This window comes from Alistipes sp. UBA1686, from assembly GCF_002320215.1.
Classification (GTDB): Bacteria; Bacteroidota; Bacteroidia; order Bacteroidales; family Rikenellaceae; genus Alistipes; species Alistipes onderdonkii.
Genome location: NZ_DCKA01000021.1, coordinates 417,093 through 431,466, shown reverse-complemented (window position 1 = coordinate 431,466; position 14,374 = coordinate 417,093). Strand labels below are relative to the sequence as shown.

At 58.2% G+C, this 14,374-nt stretch carries 15 protein-coding genes and 1 tRNA gene; 5 read left to right on the top strand and 11 right to left on the bottom strand.

What is annotated here, in order from left to right; all coding sequences use genetic code 11:
- Window positions 1-15: 15 nt before the first annotated feature.
- Window positions 16-897 (bottom strand): GTPase Era, encoded by an 882-nt coding sequence (gene era / locus B3C38_RS11905; protein WP_055211101.1) that lies wholly within the window; start codon window positions 895-897, stop codon window positions 16-18.
- Window positions 898-1,058: 161 nt separating this feature from the next.
- Here era and B3C38_RS11900 point away from each other — a divergent pair, with 161 nt between their 5' ends.
- The gene (locus B3C38_RS11900) at window positions 1,059-1,688 is read left to right on the top strand and encodes a nitroreductase family protein (protein WP_286727224.1); all 630 of its coding nucleotides are present in this window, start codon (window positions 1,059-1,061) and stop codon (window positions 1,686-1,688) included.
- Between the two features lie 14 nt (window positions 1,689-1,702).
- Here B3C38_RS11900 and B3C38_RS11895 read toward each other — a convergent pair whose 3' ends face one another.
- From B3C38_RS11895 to ffh, 5 genes are all read right to left on the bottom strand, one after another.
- Window positions 1,703-2,572, bottom strand: coding sequence for a hypothetical protein (locus B3C38_RS11895; RefSeq protein WP_286727223.1), 870 nt, complete (start codon window positions 2,570-2,572; stop codon window positions 1,703-1,705).
- Complete coding sequence (locus tag B3C38_RS11890) at window positions 2,521-2,946, bottom strand: hypothetical protein (protein ID WP_286727222.1); 426 nt, start codon at window positions 2,944-2,946, stop codon at window positions 2,521-2,523. Before B3C38_RS11890 ends, B3C38_RS11895 begins: the two co-directional genes overlap by 52 nt.
- Before the next feature lie 175 nt (window positions 2,947-3,121).
- The gene (locus B3C38_RS11885; protein WP_286727221.1) at window positions 3,122-6,190 is read right to left on the bottom strand and encodes a DUF5689 domain-containing protein; all 3,069 of its coding nucleotides are present in this window, start codon (window positions 6,188-6,190) and stop codon (window positions 3,122-3,124) included.
- 108 nt (window positions 6,191-6,298) lie between these two features.
- Window positions 6,299-6,523 carry a hypothetical protein gene (locus tag B3C38_RS11880; protein WP_286727220.1) on the bottom strand — a complete coding sequence of 75 codons (225 nt, stop codon included), beginning with the start codon at window positions 6,521-6,523 and terminating at the stop codon, window positions 6,299-6,301.
- Window positions 6,524-6,700: 177 nt separating this feature from the next.
- Window positions 6,701-8,026, bottom strand: coding sequence for a signal recognition particle protein (gene ffh, locus B3C38_RS11875; protein ID WP_286727219.1), 1,326 nt, complete (start codon window positions 8,024-8,026; stop codon window positions 6,701-6,703).
- A 163-nt stretch (window positions 8,027-8,189) separates the two neighbouring features.
- Here ffh and B3C38_RS11870 point away from each other — a divergent pair, with 163 nt between their 5' ends.
- Both B3C38_RS11870 and B3C38_RS11865 read left to right on the top strand, forming a co-directional pair.
- On the top strand, window positions 8,190-8,840 hold the full coding sequence (locus tag B3C38_RS11870) for a hypothetical protein (RefSeq protein ID WP_117506645.1): 651 nt from the start codon (window positions 8,190-8,192) through the stop codon (window positions 8,838-8,840).
- Window positions 8,841-9,036: 196 nt separating this feature from the next.
- The gene (locus B3C38_RS11865) at window positions 9,037-10,476 is read left to right on the top strand and encodes a DUF1080 domain-containing protein (RefSeq protein WP_141404703.1); all 1,440 of its coding nucleotides are present in this window, start codon (window positions 9,037-9,039) and stop codon (window positions 10,474-10,476) included.
- Window positions 10,477-10,501: 25 nt separating this feature from the next.
- Here the strand turns inward: B3C38_RS11865 and B3C38_RS11860 are convergent, their stop codons facing one another.
- On the bottom strand, window positions 10,502-11,077 hold the full coding sequence (locus tag B3C38_RS11860; RefSeq protein WP_117506647.1) for a DUF4294 domain-containing protein: 576 nt from the start codon (window positions 11,075-11,077) through the stop codon (window positions 10,502-10,504).
- Window positions 11,078-11,291: 214 nt separating this feature from the next.
- On the opposite strand from B3C38_RS11860, the gene B3C38_RS11855 reads away from it, so the two are divergent.
- On the top strand, window positions 11,292-11,666 hold the full coding sequence (locus tag B3C38_RS11855) for a thioesterase family protein (protein WP_276791451.1): 375 nt from the start codon (window positions 11,292-11,294) through the stop codon (window positions 11,664-11,666).
- Between the two features lie 101 nt (window positions 11,667-11,767).
- Here the strand turns inward: B3C38_RS11855 and nhaD are convergent, their stop codons facing one another.
- Window positions 11,768-13,105: a sodium:proton antiporter NhaD gene (gene nhaD, locus B3C38_RS11850; protein ID WP_286727213.1), complete on the bottom strand. Its 1,338-nt coding sequence runs from the start codon at window positions 13,103-13,105 to the stop codon at window positions 11,768-11,770.
- A gap of 187 nt (window positions 13,106-13,292) precedes the next feature.
- Between nhaD and B3C38_RS11845 the strand changes: the two genes are divergently transcribed.
- Window positions 13,293-13,363, top strand: a tRNA-Gln gene (locus B3C38_RS11845).
- Between the two features lie 161 nt (window positions 13,364-13,524).
- On the opposite strand, the gene B3C38_RS11840 is transcribed toward B3C38_RS11845, so the two are convergent.
- From B3C38_RS11840 to B3C38_RS11830, 3 genes are all read right to left on the bottom strand, one after another.
- Entirely contained in the window at window positions 13,525-13,707 is a 183-nt protein-coding gene (locus B3C38_RS11840; protein ID WP_022333428.1) for a hypothetical protein, read from the bottom strand.
- A gap of 13 nt (window positions 13,708-13,720) precedes the next feature.
- The gene (locus tag B3C38_RS11835; protein ID WP_286727211.1) at window positions 13,721-13,972 is read right to left on the bottom strand and encodes a GlsB/YeaQ/YmgE family stress response membrane protein; all 252 of its coding nucleotides are present in this window, start codon (window positions 13,970-13,972) and stop codon (window positions 13,721-13,723) included.
- Between the two features lie 65 nt (window positions 13,973-14,037).
- Window positions 14,038-14,286, bottom strand: a complete 249-nt coding sequence (locus tag B3C38_RS11830) for a TIGR03905 family TSCPD domain-containing protein (RefSeq protein WP_286727209.1) — start codon at window positions 14,284-14,286, stop codon at window positions 14,038-14,040.
- Window positions 14,287-14,374: the final 88 nt, after the last annotated feature.

Here is a 14,374-nt window from a genome sequence, read left to right as displayed (position 1 = left end):
GTTTATGATTCCGGTTTATTCCAATTCGTACCCGAAACGGCGCAGTTGGCGTTCGTTGTTGCGCCAGTCGTCATTCACTTTGACGAACAGTTGCAGGAAAACCTTCTTGCCGAGGAACTGCTCCATGTCCTCGCGCGCGGCCTGCCCGACCCGTTTGAGTTTCTCGCCCTTATGCCCGATCAGGATGCCTTTCTGCGAGTCGCGGGCGACATAGATCGTTGCGGCGATGCGGTCGATCGCCGGCTCCTCCTTGTAGCTTTCGATCTCGATTTCGCAGCAGTAGGGGATCTCCTTGTCGTAGAACCTGAGGATTTTCTCGCGGATGATTTCCGAGGCGAAAAACCGCAGCGTCTTGTCCGTCAGTGTATCCTTCGGATAGAAGGCCGGGCCTTCGGGCAGCAGGTCGAGGATGGTCTTGAACAACCCTTCGATGTTGAAATTCTCCTTGGCCGATGCCGGTACGATGCGTGCCTCGGGCAACTCCCCTTGCCATTTGTCGACCAGTACCTCGAGTGCCTCGGGCGTCGTGAGGTCGATCTTGTTGATGACCACGATGGCCGGAACGCCGCTCTGGCGGATGCGGTCGATGATTTCGGCCGAGCGTTCCCCCCGCTCCACGGTGTCGGTGACATAGAGTATGACGTCGGCGTCGGCCACGGCGCCCGTCACGAATTTCATCATCGACTCCTGTAATTTGTAGCTGGGTTTCAGAATGCCCGGCGTATCGGAATAGACGATCTGGAAATCCTCGCCCGAGACGATCCCCATGATCCGGTGGCGCGTGGTCTGCGCCTTCGACGTGATGATCGACAACTTTTCGCCGACCAGCGCGTTCATGAGTGTCGATTTGCCGACGTTGGGGTTTCCGATGATATTTACAAAGCCCGATTTGTGCATTTTCCTTTTGGGATATGATCCGGACAAAGGTAGCGATAAAAAAAGACCCCTGCAAACGCCCGGTCGATTAATTTACCCGCCGATACGGTCGTTTGACCGGTGTGCGGTGCTTTTTACGATTTTTCCCGTATATTTGCCGGTACACGATATAACGGAAAATTATGAACAGGACGAAAATCCTCTTTTTCTGCGCCGGTGCCGTGCTGGCCGCGTTGCTGGTATGGTGGCTGTCGGCCGGGATGCGCACCCCGGCCGGGGAGTCCGGCAAGCGGAGCCCCCTCGATGTGATTATGACCCGGACGAGCATCCGGGCCTACCGGGATTGCCCGGTCGGTGCCGATACGGTCGAACTGCTGCTGCGGGCTGCGATGGCCGCGCCCTCGGCCGTGAACCGTCAGCCGTGGGCTTTCGTTGTCGTGGACGACCGGGAGCTGTTACGCGAACTCGCCGGGGCGCTGCCCTTTGCGAAGATGGCCGCCCGGGCACCCCTGGCCGTGGTCGTCTGCGGCGACGTGTCGCGCAATCCGGGGGCTTCCGGCGACTGGTGGGTGATGGATGCCTCGGCGGCCTCGGAAAACCTGCTCCTTGCGGCCCATGCCCTGGGGTTGGGAGCCGTATGGACTGGGGTTTATCCCCGCGACGAACGGGTAGAGGCCGTGCGGCGCGTGCTGGGGCTTCCCTCCGATGTCGTTCCGCTCAACCTGATTCCGGTGGGCTATCCTGCGGACAATCCTGAGCCCAAGCAGAAGTGGAACCCGGCGAACGTCCGGCATAACGGCTGGACGGAGTAAACCGCCCGCGCAGCCTATTGTGCCTTGATCCATTCGTACACCGGGTCGATGCCTTTCGTGAAATCCGTAAAACTCATTTCGATCCTGACGTCGGGGGTGATCGTGTCGGCCTCTTCGTCCGTACGCCGGAAATATTTGGTCGAATAGGCGACTGTCAGCTTCGATCCCGGGAGCTGGAAATTCCGTACCTCGCCGAAGTGGTTGGGTTTGCCGGCGGGCTGTTCGCCGACTACGACCGCATCGGTCAGGTGCTTGAAATCCATCGTATTCAGGATGGCCGAGGAGAATGTGCTTCGCCCGATGACGACATAGGTTTTTATGCCAGGGTGCTGTTCCAGGAACCGGGCCAGCCTTTCGATGAATGCCTTCCCCTGTGCCGAGTTCCCTCCGCCGTTGTTCCTCATGTCGAAAATGATCTTCCCGACGGGGTTTCCCTGCAATATGCCGAACGCCTTTTCGCCGAATTCCGTGAACGACGGCAGCGACGCGGCTTTCTCGCGGCTCTTGAACTCCGCCTCGCTTTCACGCCCCCAGCAGGAGTTGTAGAGGATATAGTATATTTTTTCCTCCGGGAAATAGCGATCCGTGAAAAGCACGTTCCTTTCCGCGATCGCAAGGGGCAGGGAATCGGGCTGGAAGGCGGCCCGACCCGCCCGCTGCGGATCGGACGGTTTGAGCGTATAGATCTTGTCTCCGTCCAGCGTGAGTTCCACCTGCCCGTTGTGTGCGAACCCGAAATATTCCAGGAACTGTAACGACGGGAACAATTGGGGAATCATGGATTTTACTATTGCTTCGTTGTCGACCGTGAACAGGGTGCTCAGGCTGTCGATTACGGTTTCGACCGGTGCCTTGCCGACCGCTGTGAGCCGGTGCCCCAGCAACTCTTTGTTTTCCTCTGCCGTCTGTATGACGTACAGCCCGTCGGAGACCCAGAGCAGCCCGAGCGGCAGTTCTGCTGCCGGTTCATCAGCTGGTTGAAATATAGCATGGTGTGCGAATCACCCAGCCTGGCGATCAGCTGCTGGGTTTTGAGCGCCGTAGCAAAATCTCCGGCCTCCCCGGCCGAAGCCTTGATCGCGCCGATTGCGGTCTCGAACTGCGCTTTGTCGTATTTCGCAAAGAGGTTGCAATGTTTCGCGGGCAGTTCGCTGGCCAGGTAATCCAGGTCGGCGGCCCAGTCGATGCCGCTCCCGCCCTGGGAGAAGGCGGCCGGGATCGAAGCGATCCCCAGCAACAGCAGGAGTAATTTTTTCATGTGGTTTTCCGGGTTGGGTTTCCCGGTACAATTTAGCGATTATTTTTCAATTCCATGCTGTAAACCGCTCTTAAATCTTCAGCCCCCCCCCGGCCTTGGCCCCTCTTTGAAACGGAAAATCCCTGCGGGTTGCTGCTCGCAGGGATTTTCTTACAAACGGATGGATTGTGCCGTGTTACTCGACTTTGAAGCCTGCAACGTCCTCCATGCTGTTGGGGAAGATCTGATAGCCCCCCTTGTATATCTCCATGATACCACTCAGATCCGCCTTCTTTATTGCGATAGCTTCGTTGGCGAATACGGCGTGATTGGTCGTACGTGCCACCATCGGCAGTTCGGCGTCGTCGGTGAAGTTGACCGAAGTGGTCTTCTTATTCACGACCCAGGTCGTCGAATTTGCCGCCGGGGTGAGGTTCTTTACCGTCACATACTGGCCAACGTAATCTCCTGCCTGCGAAACGGTGATCTGGGGGACTTTCATCGTTACCTTCTCCTGAGTGGGGAAGATCGTCGCCATCCTCAACTGCGGCAGGTCATTGTTGATGTCGTACTTGGCGTATTTAAGGCTGACGATCACTTTTGTGCCCACAGGCAGGTCTTTCTCGGTGTAGTCGCTGCCCTTGATGATGATGCCCGTGTTGGCCTCGCCGGTGTTGTCCACCAGCGAAATGAGCTGGTAGAAGTTTCCTCCTTCGTTGTTGGCCGCCACATAGCCCTTCACGGCGATCAGTTCGCCCAGCGCATCGCCCGCATTCATCGTGGCGAGTTTGGCGTTGAGTTCTTTCACCGTGATGGCCTGGCTCTCGTCGGGCATGGTCTCCTGTTCTGCGAATTCGATCGACGTGGTCAGCGTATTGAGGTATTTGGTATCCGTCCCCGAAACACCGACGGTGTAGCCCGTGATGATGACTTTGCGGTCGACGAAATTTTCGATGTTCAGGTCGCTGTTGGGGTAGGCGATCGAGCCGACTACATTCGTACCCTCCACGGCGACATTATAGTGCCACTGATAAATCTGGTCGCGGTACGAGCTGAGGTTGCCTTCGTATTTTACATACTGGATCGTCGGGTTGTTGACATAGGCGTCGAACTGCGCTGCCCCGAAATCCGTCGGGGTGGGCTGCGTATAGCTTCCCGAGCCGTTCTTGGTGAGTTCCGACGTTTCGCCGAACTGCTTCATGCCTCCGTATTCCGACGTTGCGCCTTCGACGGTGACTTTGTCGCCGACGGTCATGCCGTGGTTCTTCTTGAATACGAGGATCGTACCCGTGGCGTCCTTTACGAGGAAGCCCTTCGAGTGGGTGCCGATCACCTGTCCTTCGACCTTGTAAACTTCGTCGATGGGAGCCGCCAGCACCTCGGCTATCGTCGAAAGCGGTGTCTCCTCTTCCTTACCGAACTCGATTGCCTGCCCGCCGTTGCCCGGGGTCAGCAATACGTCGTCGATACGGTTCACGCTGCTCATCTTGGCTTCGAACTTGATGTAGAGCGTGCCGGTGCCTGCCGGCAGGGTGAAGTCTGCCGTTGCGAGGCGCCACTCACCCGGTTCGTCCGCTACGCTGCCGAAATCGTAGTCGAGCGCCTGCGACCAGAGCTGCCCGTCGGCCGAAAGGCGTACCACGAAGTCGGACTTGATGAACGTGTTGGTGGCGCCCTGTGCGTAGCGCTGCGCGCCGAACGAGAGGCGAAGGTTCTGCGACGTTACCGCGATCTTCTGGATCGTGAAATAGTTGGGCGCCGTGCTGAAGAAGATGTTGTTTTTACCTGAACCGTCGTAAAGCGAAAGCGAACCCTTCGACGACTGGTTCGTACGTGCGGACATGCTCTTGAAGTCATAAGCCACGTTGGCGACGCCCGAGCCCTTGTGGTTGATCCAGCCTTCGAACTGGTCGAGGAACGGCCACTGGCCGCCGTCGCCGAAGGTTTGCGAGGCGAGCTCCTTGTCGAACGTGCTGTAGAAGATCGCTCCGTCGGGAACTTCCTCTTCGAATTCTCCCTCGTCCTTGATCTCCACGGGGATGGTGTACATATAGGTTTTGTACGAGCCGAAGAGCCAGCCGGTGATGGTCACGTTGTGGCTGTTGTACTTCTCCTTGAAATCGTCGCTCATGTAGTCCAGGCTGCCCTGCACCGAAGTGCCGTCGATCTCGACGTTGACGTAGTTGCCCGATACGAGGACGGTACCCTTGTAGGTCACGTATTTCACCTCGGGGTTTTTCATGTAGGCTTCGATTTCCGTTGCCGAGAATGCCGCGGGCTGCGGCTGGGTAATATCCTGGTGGCCAGTCTTGGTGAAACTGCAACCCTTGCCGAATTGCAGCAGGCCGTTGCGCGACTCGGTCTTGCCCGATACGGTGATTACGTCGCCGACGGCCAGGTCGTGGGCTTCGCCCTTGAATGCGTAGATGCGTGCGCCGTCCTGCTGGAGGAGGACACCCTGCTCGTTGGCGGCGATGACGCTTACGCCCTCGACTTCGAATGCCGAGCCGGCGCCGGCTTCGAGCACTTCGGCCAGCGTGGCCTTGTTACCCTGTACCGTGAAACGTGCTTCGGTAAGCTGGATGTCGTCGCCGTTGCAGGGCAGGAGTTGCAGTGTGCCGTTGTAGATGCCCGCGATACCTGCGATGGAACCGCTCTTGTCGGTCGGGATGGCATCCTGGGCATAGGATGCGGTTTGCAGGGTGCGGATTTTGTAGGACTTTCCGTCCTTGGTCTCCATGGAAACATTGCCCTTGTTCGAGTCGCTGTTCCAGGTGCCCGATTCCGACGCTTCGGGCTGCGTGTTTTCGATCTTTACGTATTGCGATTCGTACTGCGCGATTTTGTCTGCGGTGATGGCGATCGGGGCCAGCGGTTCGGTCTGCCCCACGAGCATGGGTTCGTTGTGGGTCGAAACCTGCAGCAGTCCGCTGAAGAGCTGTGCCGATGCGTCGCTGAGCGATACTTCGACGATGTCGCCGCGCTCGAAGGTGTTGTTAGACTGGCTGATCGAGAGTGCGAGGCCGGCACCGGCATCCTGCGTATCGTCGGCAAGGATTACGATGAAGGGCTGCTGGTTTCCCCCCCCCTTGTCCGAGACTACGATACCGCACAGCGTCATGGCTCTGATCGCGTCCGTCAGTTCTTTTCCATCGGCAGAGGGATTGGTCGCCATGACGAGCTCGCGGATTTCCGCAATGTTCGTATTCGTCTCCCCTTCTTTGATCTGCCTTACGGAGCATGTGCCCGTGTCGGTGGCGCCCATGTAACCGGTTGCCGTTACGGTGATGGTACCCGTACGCGACGTGGCGTTCGCGGGTACGGTTACGGCTACCGTCGCAGAACCTTTGCCGCTGGTCTGCGACAGTTCGATTCATGCGTCGGCCTTGATCTGCCAGTTGAGCTTTCCGTTAAGCTCGATTTCGAGGTTTTTCGTCTGGGTTTGCGTGCAATCGAACGTCAACGATTGGGTAACCTCGATTTCAGGGATCAGCTTGTCGTCCTTGGTGTCGTCGTCCGAACAGGCTGTCAGTGTTACTCCCAGCGCGAGGGTGAGCGCCGCGCAGAGTAATCTTTTCCAAAATGATAATTGCATCATGTGGTTGTGATTAAATTAGAAAAAGTGAGATTTGAAGTATTGCGTGTACTAAGGTAATAATTTTTAACTGTCCTGCTATGAAAAAGTGATGAAAAATTCGTTTCGGGCCCTAAAAACTACCGCATAAAAAATCCCCCATTCCGAATGAGGGATCGTGGTTTATTTGCAATCTGTTGGCTATCGGCGTCTTCCGGGCATGTTCGGCATCTTCATGTTGCCGCCGGCTACGGCCTTCATCATCTTGCGGGTATCCTCGAACTGCTTCATCAGGCGGTTCACGTCGGCCATCGTCGTGCCGCTGCCCTTGGCGATGCGTTCGCGGCGGTGTGCGTTGATGATTTCGGGGTGCTCGCGCTCGGCCGGGGTCATCGACGAAATGATCGCCTCGGTCTGCTTGAACACGTCGTCCGGGATGTCCACGTTCTTGAGCATCTTGCCTACGCCGGGAAGCATTCCCGCGAGGTCTTTCAGGTTGCCCATCTTTTTGATCTGCTGGATCTGCCCGATGAAATCGTTGAAGTTGAACTGGTTCTTGACCAGTTTTTTCTTCAGGCGGCGCGCCTCCTCCTCGTCGAACTGCTCCTGTGCACGCTCCACCAGCGATACGACGTCACCCATGCCGAGGATACGGTCGGCCATACGTTCGGGATGAAACACCTGCAGGGCGTCCATCTTCTCGCCGCTCGAAATGAATTTCAGCGGTTTGCTGACCACCGAGCGGATCGAGATCGCGGCACCGCCGCGGGTGTCGCCGTCGAGCTTGGTGAGTACCACGCCGTCGAAGTCGAGCCGGTCGTTGAACTCCTTGGCCGTGTTTACAGCGTCCTGGCCCGTCATGGCGTCCACTACGAAGAGTGTCTCCGAAGGCTTCACGGCCGCCTTGATGGCCGTGATCTCCTGCATCATCGCCTCGTCCACGGCCAGACGGCCCGCCGTATCGACGATTACGACGTTGAACGAGTTTTGGCGGGCGTATTTGATGGCGTTTTCGGCGATCTGTACCGGGTTTTTGTTCCCCTCTTCGGTGTAGACCTCCACCTCGATCTGCCCGCCGAGCACCTTCAGCTGGTCGATGGCCGCGGGACGGTATACGTCGCCTGCCACCAGCAGTACCTGGCGGCCTTTCTTGCTTTTGATGAATGCCGCGAGCTTGCCCGAGAAGGTGGTTTTACCCGAGCCTTGCAGACCCGCGATCAGGATCACGGCCGGGTTGCCCTCCAGCCTGATGTCTGTGGCCGTGCCGCCCATCAGTTCGGCCAGCTCGTCGCGTACGATCTTGGTCATCATCTGTCCGGGCTTCACCGCCTTGAGCACGTCCTGTCCCAGCGCTTTCTGCTTTACCTGGTCGGTAAACGATTTAGCGACCTTGTAATTGACGTCGGCGTCGATCAGCGCACGGCGGATCTCCTTGAGCGTCTCCGCTACGTTGATCTCGGTGATGCGCCCCTCGCCCTTCAGGATTTTGAATGACCGTTCGAGTTTATCCGTTAAATTTTCAAACATGGCTCAGCGAAATTTTGCCCACAAAGATAACGAATAATTCACAAAGAGCAAGGGCTGCGGCGATTTTCAGGGCATCTGGTTGCCCACCCTGCATTTTTCCGCATAAATGTTTGGAAGGCGGCCTTATTCTGTTACCTTTGCGGGCAGAAGCAACCTGTAAATTATGAAGAAACCAGTTTTTGCGGCACTCCTCGCGCTTCTGTATTGCGTCAGCGGGGCAGCCCAGAATACGAACGAGTGGCATACCCCCAAGGGGCTGCCCTCCGGCAACGAGATCGGAGTGCGATACGGCGCACAACTTTTCATGGGGGACGGCCGTGGCCCGGAATTCGAGGCGATCAGCATCGACTACGCCCGGTACAACTATTATAATATAGGTTTCCGCACGGGGCTGAACCTGTTTTTCGACGACGAAGTCTGCGACTACTATTCGATCCCGATGCAATTCACCTGGCGCACGGAACGTATCCGGGGGCTGGTTTTCCCGGGCGACGGCGAGGCCGGGTCGTGGGTCGCCGCGGCATTGCTTTCGATCATTCCCAAGCAATTCGAAGCGCATACGGGTTTTACGCCGGGCATGATGCTGGGCCCGCTCAGCCGCGAGCCCTCCTCCGGGAATTTCCTCGTCAAGCACCGTTTCAGCTGTACCTATGACCTCGGGGTGCGGCTTATCATCCCCATCTGGCGGTTCAACCTCTACGGCGATTTCACCTACCATTGTTACCTGACCGACAATTTCGGGTTCGCCTTCGGGGATTACCGCCCGGGGCGTTCCTACATGGAGCTGGGCGTTGGCCTGTCGTTCAATTTCTGAGCCTATTTGCTGCCGGGATTCCCGAAATTCATGCTGTCCGAAATAAAACAGCGTGCGTCATTCCGTACTTTTCCAACAAAGTGTGTATTTTTGCATGGGCATATTTGATAGCAAGCAACGACTGAGATAAGTTTGACGTACACATAGGCCGGGCGGCCTGTCCGAATCGGAACCGCATTATTACAAAATCCAAGTTATGAGGAACCTCTTTTGCCATTCGAATCCTGTTCCGCGTATCGGGACGACGATCGCCGCGGCACTCTTGTCCCTGGCCGCACTCACGGCCTGCGGAGAGGCCGGAGCCCTCGAACCGCTTGACCGGTGGCGCGACGGCGAGCGGGAGATCCGCACGACGGCCCCGGCCGTAACGGCGGGCCGTACGCTCCTGGCAGCAGGCGACTACGGCAACTTCCGCCTTACGGGGGAAGCCCTCACGCAGCCCGGTGCCCAGGCGGCGCTGCTCTTCCACACCGACGGCGAGTCGGGCTACGAGGTGGTTTTCCGCAACGGCGCCATCGACGGGACACGCAAGAGCGGTTCGCTCGCCTCCGTGCGCAACCTCTACCGTTCGCTGGCCGACGACGGCGAGTGGTTCGGCTTCGAGGTCACTGTGCGCGGCCGTAACATCGTCGTCCGCATCGACACCACCGAAGTGGTCTGCTATACCGAACCCGAACATCCCTACCGCACCCAGGCGCACGCCCGGCAATTGTTAGGACACGGCGCGATCGCGCTGCGCGGCGTGCAGGGCGAAGTTGCGTTCCGCAACCTTGCAATCGAGCGCCTCGGCGCGCAGGCCCGCAACGAGGCCGACACACTGCCGCCCGTGGACGAACGCACCGACGGCGTGATCCGCTTCCAGCAGCGTGATTTCCCCGTCATCGACTACCACGTACACCTGAAGGGCGGCCTGACCAAGGAGCGGGCGCACGCCATGTCGATGAACTACGGCATCAATTACGGCGTGGCGCCCAACGCCGGGGAAGGCGGTGTGGGCCGGATGCTGGCCGACGACGGGGAGGTCTATGCCTATTTCGACGAAGTGGAGCGGATGCCCTTCCTGTGCGGCGTGCAGGGCGAGGGCCGCAAGTGGACGGCGACCTTCTCGCAGGAGGCCCTCGGCGTATTCGACTACCTGTTTACGGACGCCATGACCATCATAGACCACAAAGGGCGCAACTCGCGTATCTACCGGCCCGAGGAGGTGCACTACGACGGCGTGACGAAAGAACAGTACATGGATCATCTGGTCGACCAGACGGTGAAGATACTCACCAACGAGCCGGCCGACATCTACGCCAACCCGACCTACCTGCCCGACGACATGCAGGCCGATTACGACAGGTATTGGACTGACGCGCGCGTCGACCGCGTACTGGATGTGCTGGAACGCTACGGCATCGCCCTGGAGATCAACGCCCGCTATCGTATCCCGAGCTTCGGCATCATCCGCCGGGCCAAGCAGCGCGGAATAAAGTTCACGTTCGGCACCAACAACGTCGACGCCGACTTCGGACGTCTGGAGTACTCGCTCGAGGCGGTGGAGAAGTGCGGACTCACGGCCGACGACATCTGGTTTCCCGCGATGAGCGTACGCCGCGGACGCCCCGTCGTCCTTTACAACAAATTCGAGTAACGGATCGTAGTTTATCCCGGTTTGCCTACCGCAGCAGCCCGGCTTCGTAGTAAATTACGATCTGCTCGATCATCTTGTCTTCGTTGTCCTTGTCGTACTGCGATTTGAGATTCTGCCCGAAAATCCGCGACACGCCCTGCCAGAACCCCGCCACGAATCCGCCCCGGAACTCCTTGAGCACCTCGTAGGCCGTGTATTCGGTTTCGCGGTCGATCAGCTTGAGCAACACCTTGCCCTGCGTGCGGGTCATGTGTTTCAGCACGGGCGTATATTCGTCCTTGATCTGGTGGTATACCTGCCTGATGTACTCCTTCTGCGCCTTTTTGGTCGGCAGGCGGCATAATTCCTCTTCCATGTCGGCCATCCTGGCTTTCGCGACCTTGGCGATGGGGTAGACCTTCTTCACGGCGTCGACCAGCTTGCGGTAACGGCGCAGGTCGACGGGGCGGCTGAACACGTAGACCGGCAGGATATGTACCAACGGTACCGAGTCTCCTTTTTCCACCGTCCATTCCTGGTGCCAGAAACCGCGGCCTCCCTGCGCACGTACCCCGGGGGACACGGCGGCCAGTATTACCAGAATCAGGAGACACTTTTTCATATCGGCGAAAATCGTTATCTTTGCGAACGGCGGACTTTCACGGGGCAGGCCGTGCCTTGCGCGTAGTTCGCGGGTCTGCCGTTGCGTCCGGCTTGCATTGGCTTTGCCGCGGACGAATCCGGCGGCGGGTCGGAGCTCTCCTCCGTACGCAGCCTGCACGGCCACTGCAAATGTAATTATTTATTGGATAAACGTATTACGCAAAATGGATATTATGCTGGAAAAAGGATTGTCGGCGCAGAGCCGGACGACGGTTACGGCCGCAAATACCGCCGCGACGATGGGGTCGGGCGACCTCGGGGTTTTCGCCACGCCTTCGATGGTGGCGCTTATGGAGCATGCCGCCATGACGGCCGTAGCCGCGGCGCTCCCCGCGGGGGCTACGACCGTAGGGGCGGAGATGAACGTCACGCACATCAAGCCTTCGGGGTTGGGTGCCGAAATTACCGCCACAGCCGTGTTGACCGGTGTCGAGGGGCGCAAGCTGACCTTCAACGTCGGCGCCCGCGATGCCGAAGGGATGATCGGCGAGGGCGTACACGTCCGTTACGTCGTGGATCGTGAGAAATTCATGGCCAAAGTCCGCTGACATAGGTGGGGGACACCCGGCCGGCTGACGGGGTTTTACGCAAAACGCAACGGGCGCGGAAGCATTGCCTCCACACCCGTTATTCCGTTTCCCGCTGTCGGTCAGAGCCCGACCAGCAGGTGTTCGGCCAGGATCACCAGGATGCCCGACGCATAGCCTGCGAAGGCCAGCCAGGTGATCTTCTTGAAATACCATCCGAAATTGATCTTTTCGAGCCCCATCGCCACCACGCCGGCCGCCGAGCCGATGATCAGCAGGCTTCCGCCCACGCCGGCGCAGTAAGTCAGCAGGTGCCAGAACAACCCGTCCTGCACGAACGACTGCATGTAGGCCGGGTCGGCGCTCGCGGCCACCGCCGCCGTGTCCATCACGGGGTACATGCCCATGCAGGCGGCGACCAGCGGCACGTTGTCGATCACCGACGACAGGATGCCAATGACGCCCGCTATGGTGAACACTTCGTGTACCTGCTTGTCGAGCCAGTTCGCCACGTCGGTCAGCACGCCTGCGGTTTCCAGCGCCGCCACCGACATCAGGATTCCCAGGAAGAAGAGGATCGTCGGCATGTCGATATGCTTGAGCACCTTCGTCACGCGGCATTTGATCGACTCCTCGATGCCGCGCTTGCGGTCGTAGATGATCTCCGTCAGAACCCACATCACACCCAGCGAGACCATCATGCCCATGTAGGGCGGCAAGTGGGTGATGCTCTTGAACACGGGTACGAACAACAGGCTCAATACACCCGTGATGAGGATGAATTTGCTCAGGCGCGGGCCCACGCCCGCGGGCAGTTCCGCTTCGAACGTGCTCTCGTCCACCGGTGCCGCGTCCTCGTTGCGGATATACCGGATGGCGATCGCCGTCGGGATGACGACCGAGACGATACACGGTACGAAGAGCGTCCCCATCAGCGCTGCCGAGGTGACGTTGCCCCGCATCCACAGCATGATCGTCGTCACGTCGCCGATCGGTGACCAGGCGCCGCCGCTGTTGGCCGCGATGACGATCAGGCTGGCGTAGATCCAGCGCTCCTTCTGGTCGGCGATGATCCTCCGCAGGAGCATCACCATGATGATCGTGGTGGTCATGTTGTCCAGCGCTGCCGACATGAAGAAGGTGATGAATGCCAGCAGCCACATCAGCTTGTGCTTGTTGCGGGTCTTGATGTGGTCGGTGATGACGTTGAAACCGCCGTGCGAGTCGATCAGGTCGACGATCGTCATGGCGCCGATCAGGAACACCAGTATCTCGCACGTGTCGCCCAGGTGGTCGACCATGTCGTGGCTGATATTCTCATCGTGCCCCCAGAGGCTGAAGATCGTCCATATGGCTCCGCACATCAGCAGTGCGATGGCCGATTTGTCGACCTTAACTTTGTGCTCCAGCGCGATGAAGGCGTAGCCCACCACGAAGAGCAGGATCATTGTCAGGATCATATCTTATCGTATTAATCGTTCAGTTTCAGTAGGGCGCCTGCCAGCCCGTTGTCCGGCTTGTCGGCTCCATGCGTGCAAAAGTAATGAAATTCTTTCTTGCACCCCTGCAAGAGTCGGGCATTTTTCTGTTTTCCGGTTGTAAATTGCGATTTTTTGCTTATCTTTGTCCCGCTCTCGAGCAACGGATTGAGCTGTGGTGTAATGGTAACACAGCAGATTTTGGTTCTGTCGTTCCAGGTTCGAGTCCTGGCAGCTCAACAATCCCGCATTGACTATCAATGCGGGATTATGTTTGTTGTATTATTCGCCTGAATCCTCCTTCGTCCTGCTTCTGCCCAGTATGCTGGATACGGTAAGTGTGCGGACTGTCCGCACACTTTGCTCGTTGAATAGAACTGTCGGTTTTTTCCCTGCGGTTATTATTTTCCGGGCGCGGATTCTTCGCCGGGAGTTTCTTCGACCGCCTGTGCCGGTTCCTTGTCGTCCTCGTCGTTGTCGCCGCAATGCGTTGAGGCATCGAGCATTCCGGCCAGGAGATCCATGGTCTCCGTGTTTTCCGCTTCTGCGGTGTCGGCGTGTACGCCGTTTTTCATGTTGTCCATAATCGTTGCGGGTTTAACGGATTTTCTTGTGCGAGATGGCTGCGGCAATCCATAGTAGCACCACGGCGCCGATGACCGATGTGGCCAGGCTGCCCAGCGTGCCTGCCGGAACCAGCCAGAAGAACGAAAAGAGCCAGCCGCCGAGCACGCCGCCTACCAGCCCTACGACGAGGTTGACGATGAGCCCCGAGCCGCTGCCTTTGACAATGAGGTTGGCGATCCATCCGGAAGCCAAGCCGAGCAGGAGATACCATACGAAATACATAGTGTTTCTGTTTTGATTTGCTGCTCCGTGTGCAAAATCCGTTCCCGAACGGTAGCTGCGTCGGTTCAGAGCGCCTGCCTGAGGGCTTTGGCCAACTGGTCGGGGCACGAAGTGCCCTTGCCGTGGCAGTCGATGCCTTCCAGCCGGGCTATCGCGTCGGCGGCTTTCATGCCGCGCACGAGCGCCGCTATGCCCTGCGTATTGCCGTGGCAGCCGCCCGTGAACGTCACATTGCGGATGATGCCGTCTTCCAGTTCGATGTCGATCTGCCGGGAGCAGGTGCCGAGGGTAGGGTAGGATATGTGTCGGGTCATGTGTATGCGTTGAAAAATCCGGATGCAAATATAACGATAAAACCGGTTGCATATCCTGCTTGTTTGCACGTTCGGGATTTTTTTGTCC

What these genes read in the sequence shown, in the direction of transcription:
- era (WP_055211101.1), bottom strand. Translation starts at nt 897, where the DNA reads ATGCACAAATCGGGCTTTGTAAATATCATCGGAAACCCCAACGTCGGC.
- B3C38_RS11900 (WP_286727224.1), top strand. Translation starts at nt 1,059, where the DNA reads ATGAACAGGACGAAAATCCTCTTTTTCTGCGCCGGTGCCGTGCTGGCC.
- B3C38_RS11890 (WP_286727222.1), bottom strand. Translation starts at nt 2,946, where the DNA reads ATGAAAAAATTACTCCTGCTGTTGCTGGGGATCGCTTCGATCCCGGCC.
- B3C38_RS11885 (WP_286727221.1), bottom strand. Translation starts at nt 6,190, where the DNA reads ATGGGCGCCACCGACACGGGCACATGCTCCGTAAGGCAGATCAAAGAA.
- B3C38_RS11880 (WP_286727220.1), bottom strand. Translation starts at nt 6,523, where the DNA reads ATGATGCAATTATCATTTTGGAAAAGATTACTCTGCGCGGCGCTCACC.
- ffh (WP_286727219.1), bottom strand. Translation starts at nt 8,026, where the DNA reads ATGTTTGAAAATTTAACGGATAAACTCGAACGGTCATTCAAAATCCTG.
- B3C38_RS11870 (WP_117506645.1), top strand. Translation starts at nt 8,190, where the DNA reads ATGAAGAAACCAGTTTTTGCGGCACTCCTCGCGCTTCTGTATTGCGTC.
- B3C38_RS11865 (WP_141404703.1), top strand. Translation starts at nt 9,037, where the DNA reads ATGAGGAACCTCTTTTGCCATTCGAATCCTGTTCCGCGTATCGGGACG.
- B3C38_RS11860 (WP_117506647.1), bottom strand. Translation starts at nt 11,077, where the DNA reads ATGAAAAAGTGTCTCCTGATTCTGGTAATACTGGCCGCCGTGTCCCCC.
- B3C38_RS11855 (WP_276791451.1), top strand. Translation starts at nt 11,292, where the DNA reads ATGCTGGAAAAAGGATTGTCGGCGCAGAGCCGGACGACGGTTACGGCC.
- nhaD (WP_286727213.1), bottom strand. Translation starts at nt 13,105, where the DNA reads ATGATCCTGACAATGATCCTGCTCTTCGTGGTGGGCTACGCCTTCATC.
- B3C38_RS11840 (WP_022333428.1), bottom strand. Translation starts at nt 13,707, where the DNA reads ATGGACAACATGAAAAACGGCGTACACGCCGACACCGCAGAAGCGGAA.
- B3C38_RS11835 (WP_286727211.1), bottom strand. Translation starts at nt 13,972, where the DNA reads ATGTATTTCGTATGGTATCTCCTGCTCGGCTTGGCTTCCGGATGGATC.
- B3C38_RS11830 (WP_286727209.1), bottom strand. Translation starts at nt 14,286, where the DNA reads ATGACCCGACACATATCCTACCCTACCCTCGGCACCTGCTCCCGGCAG.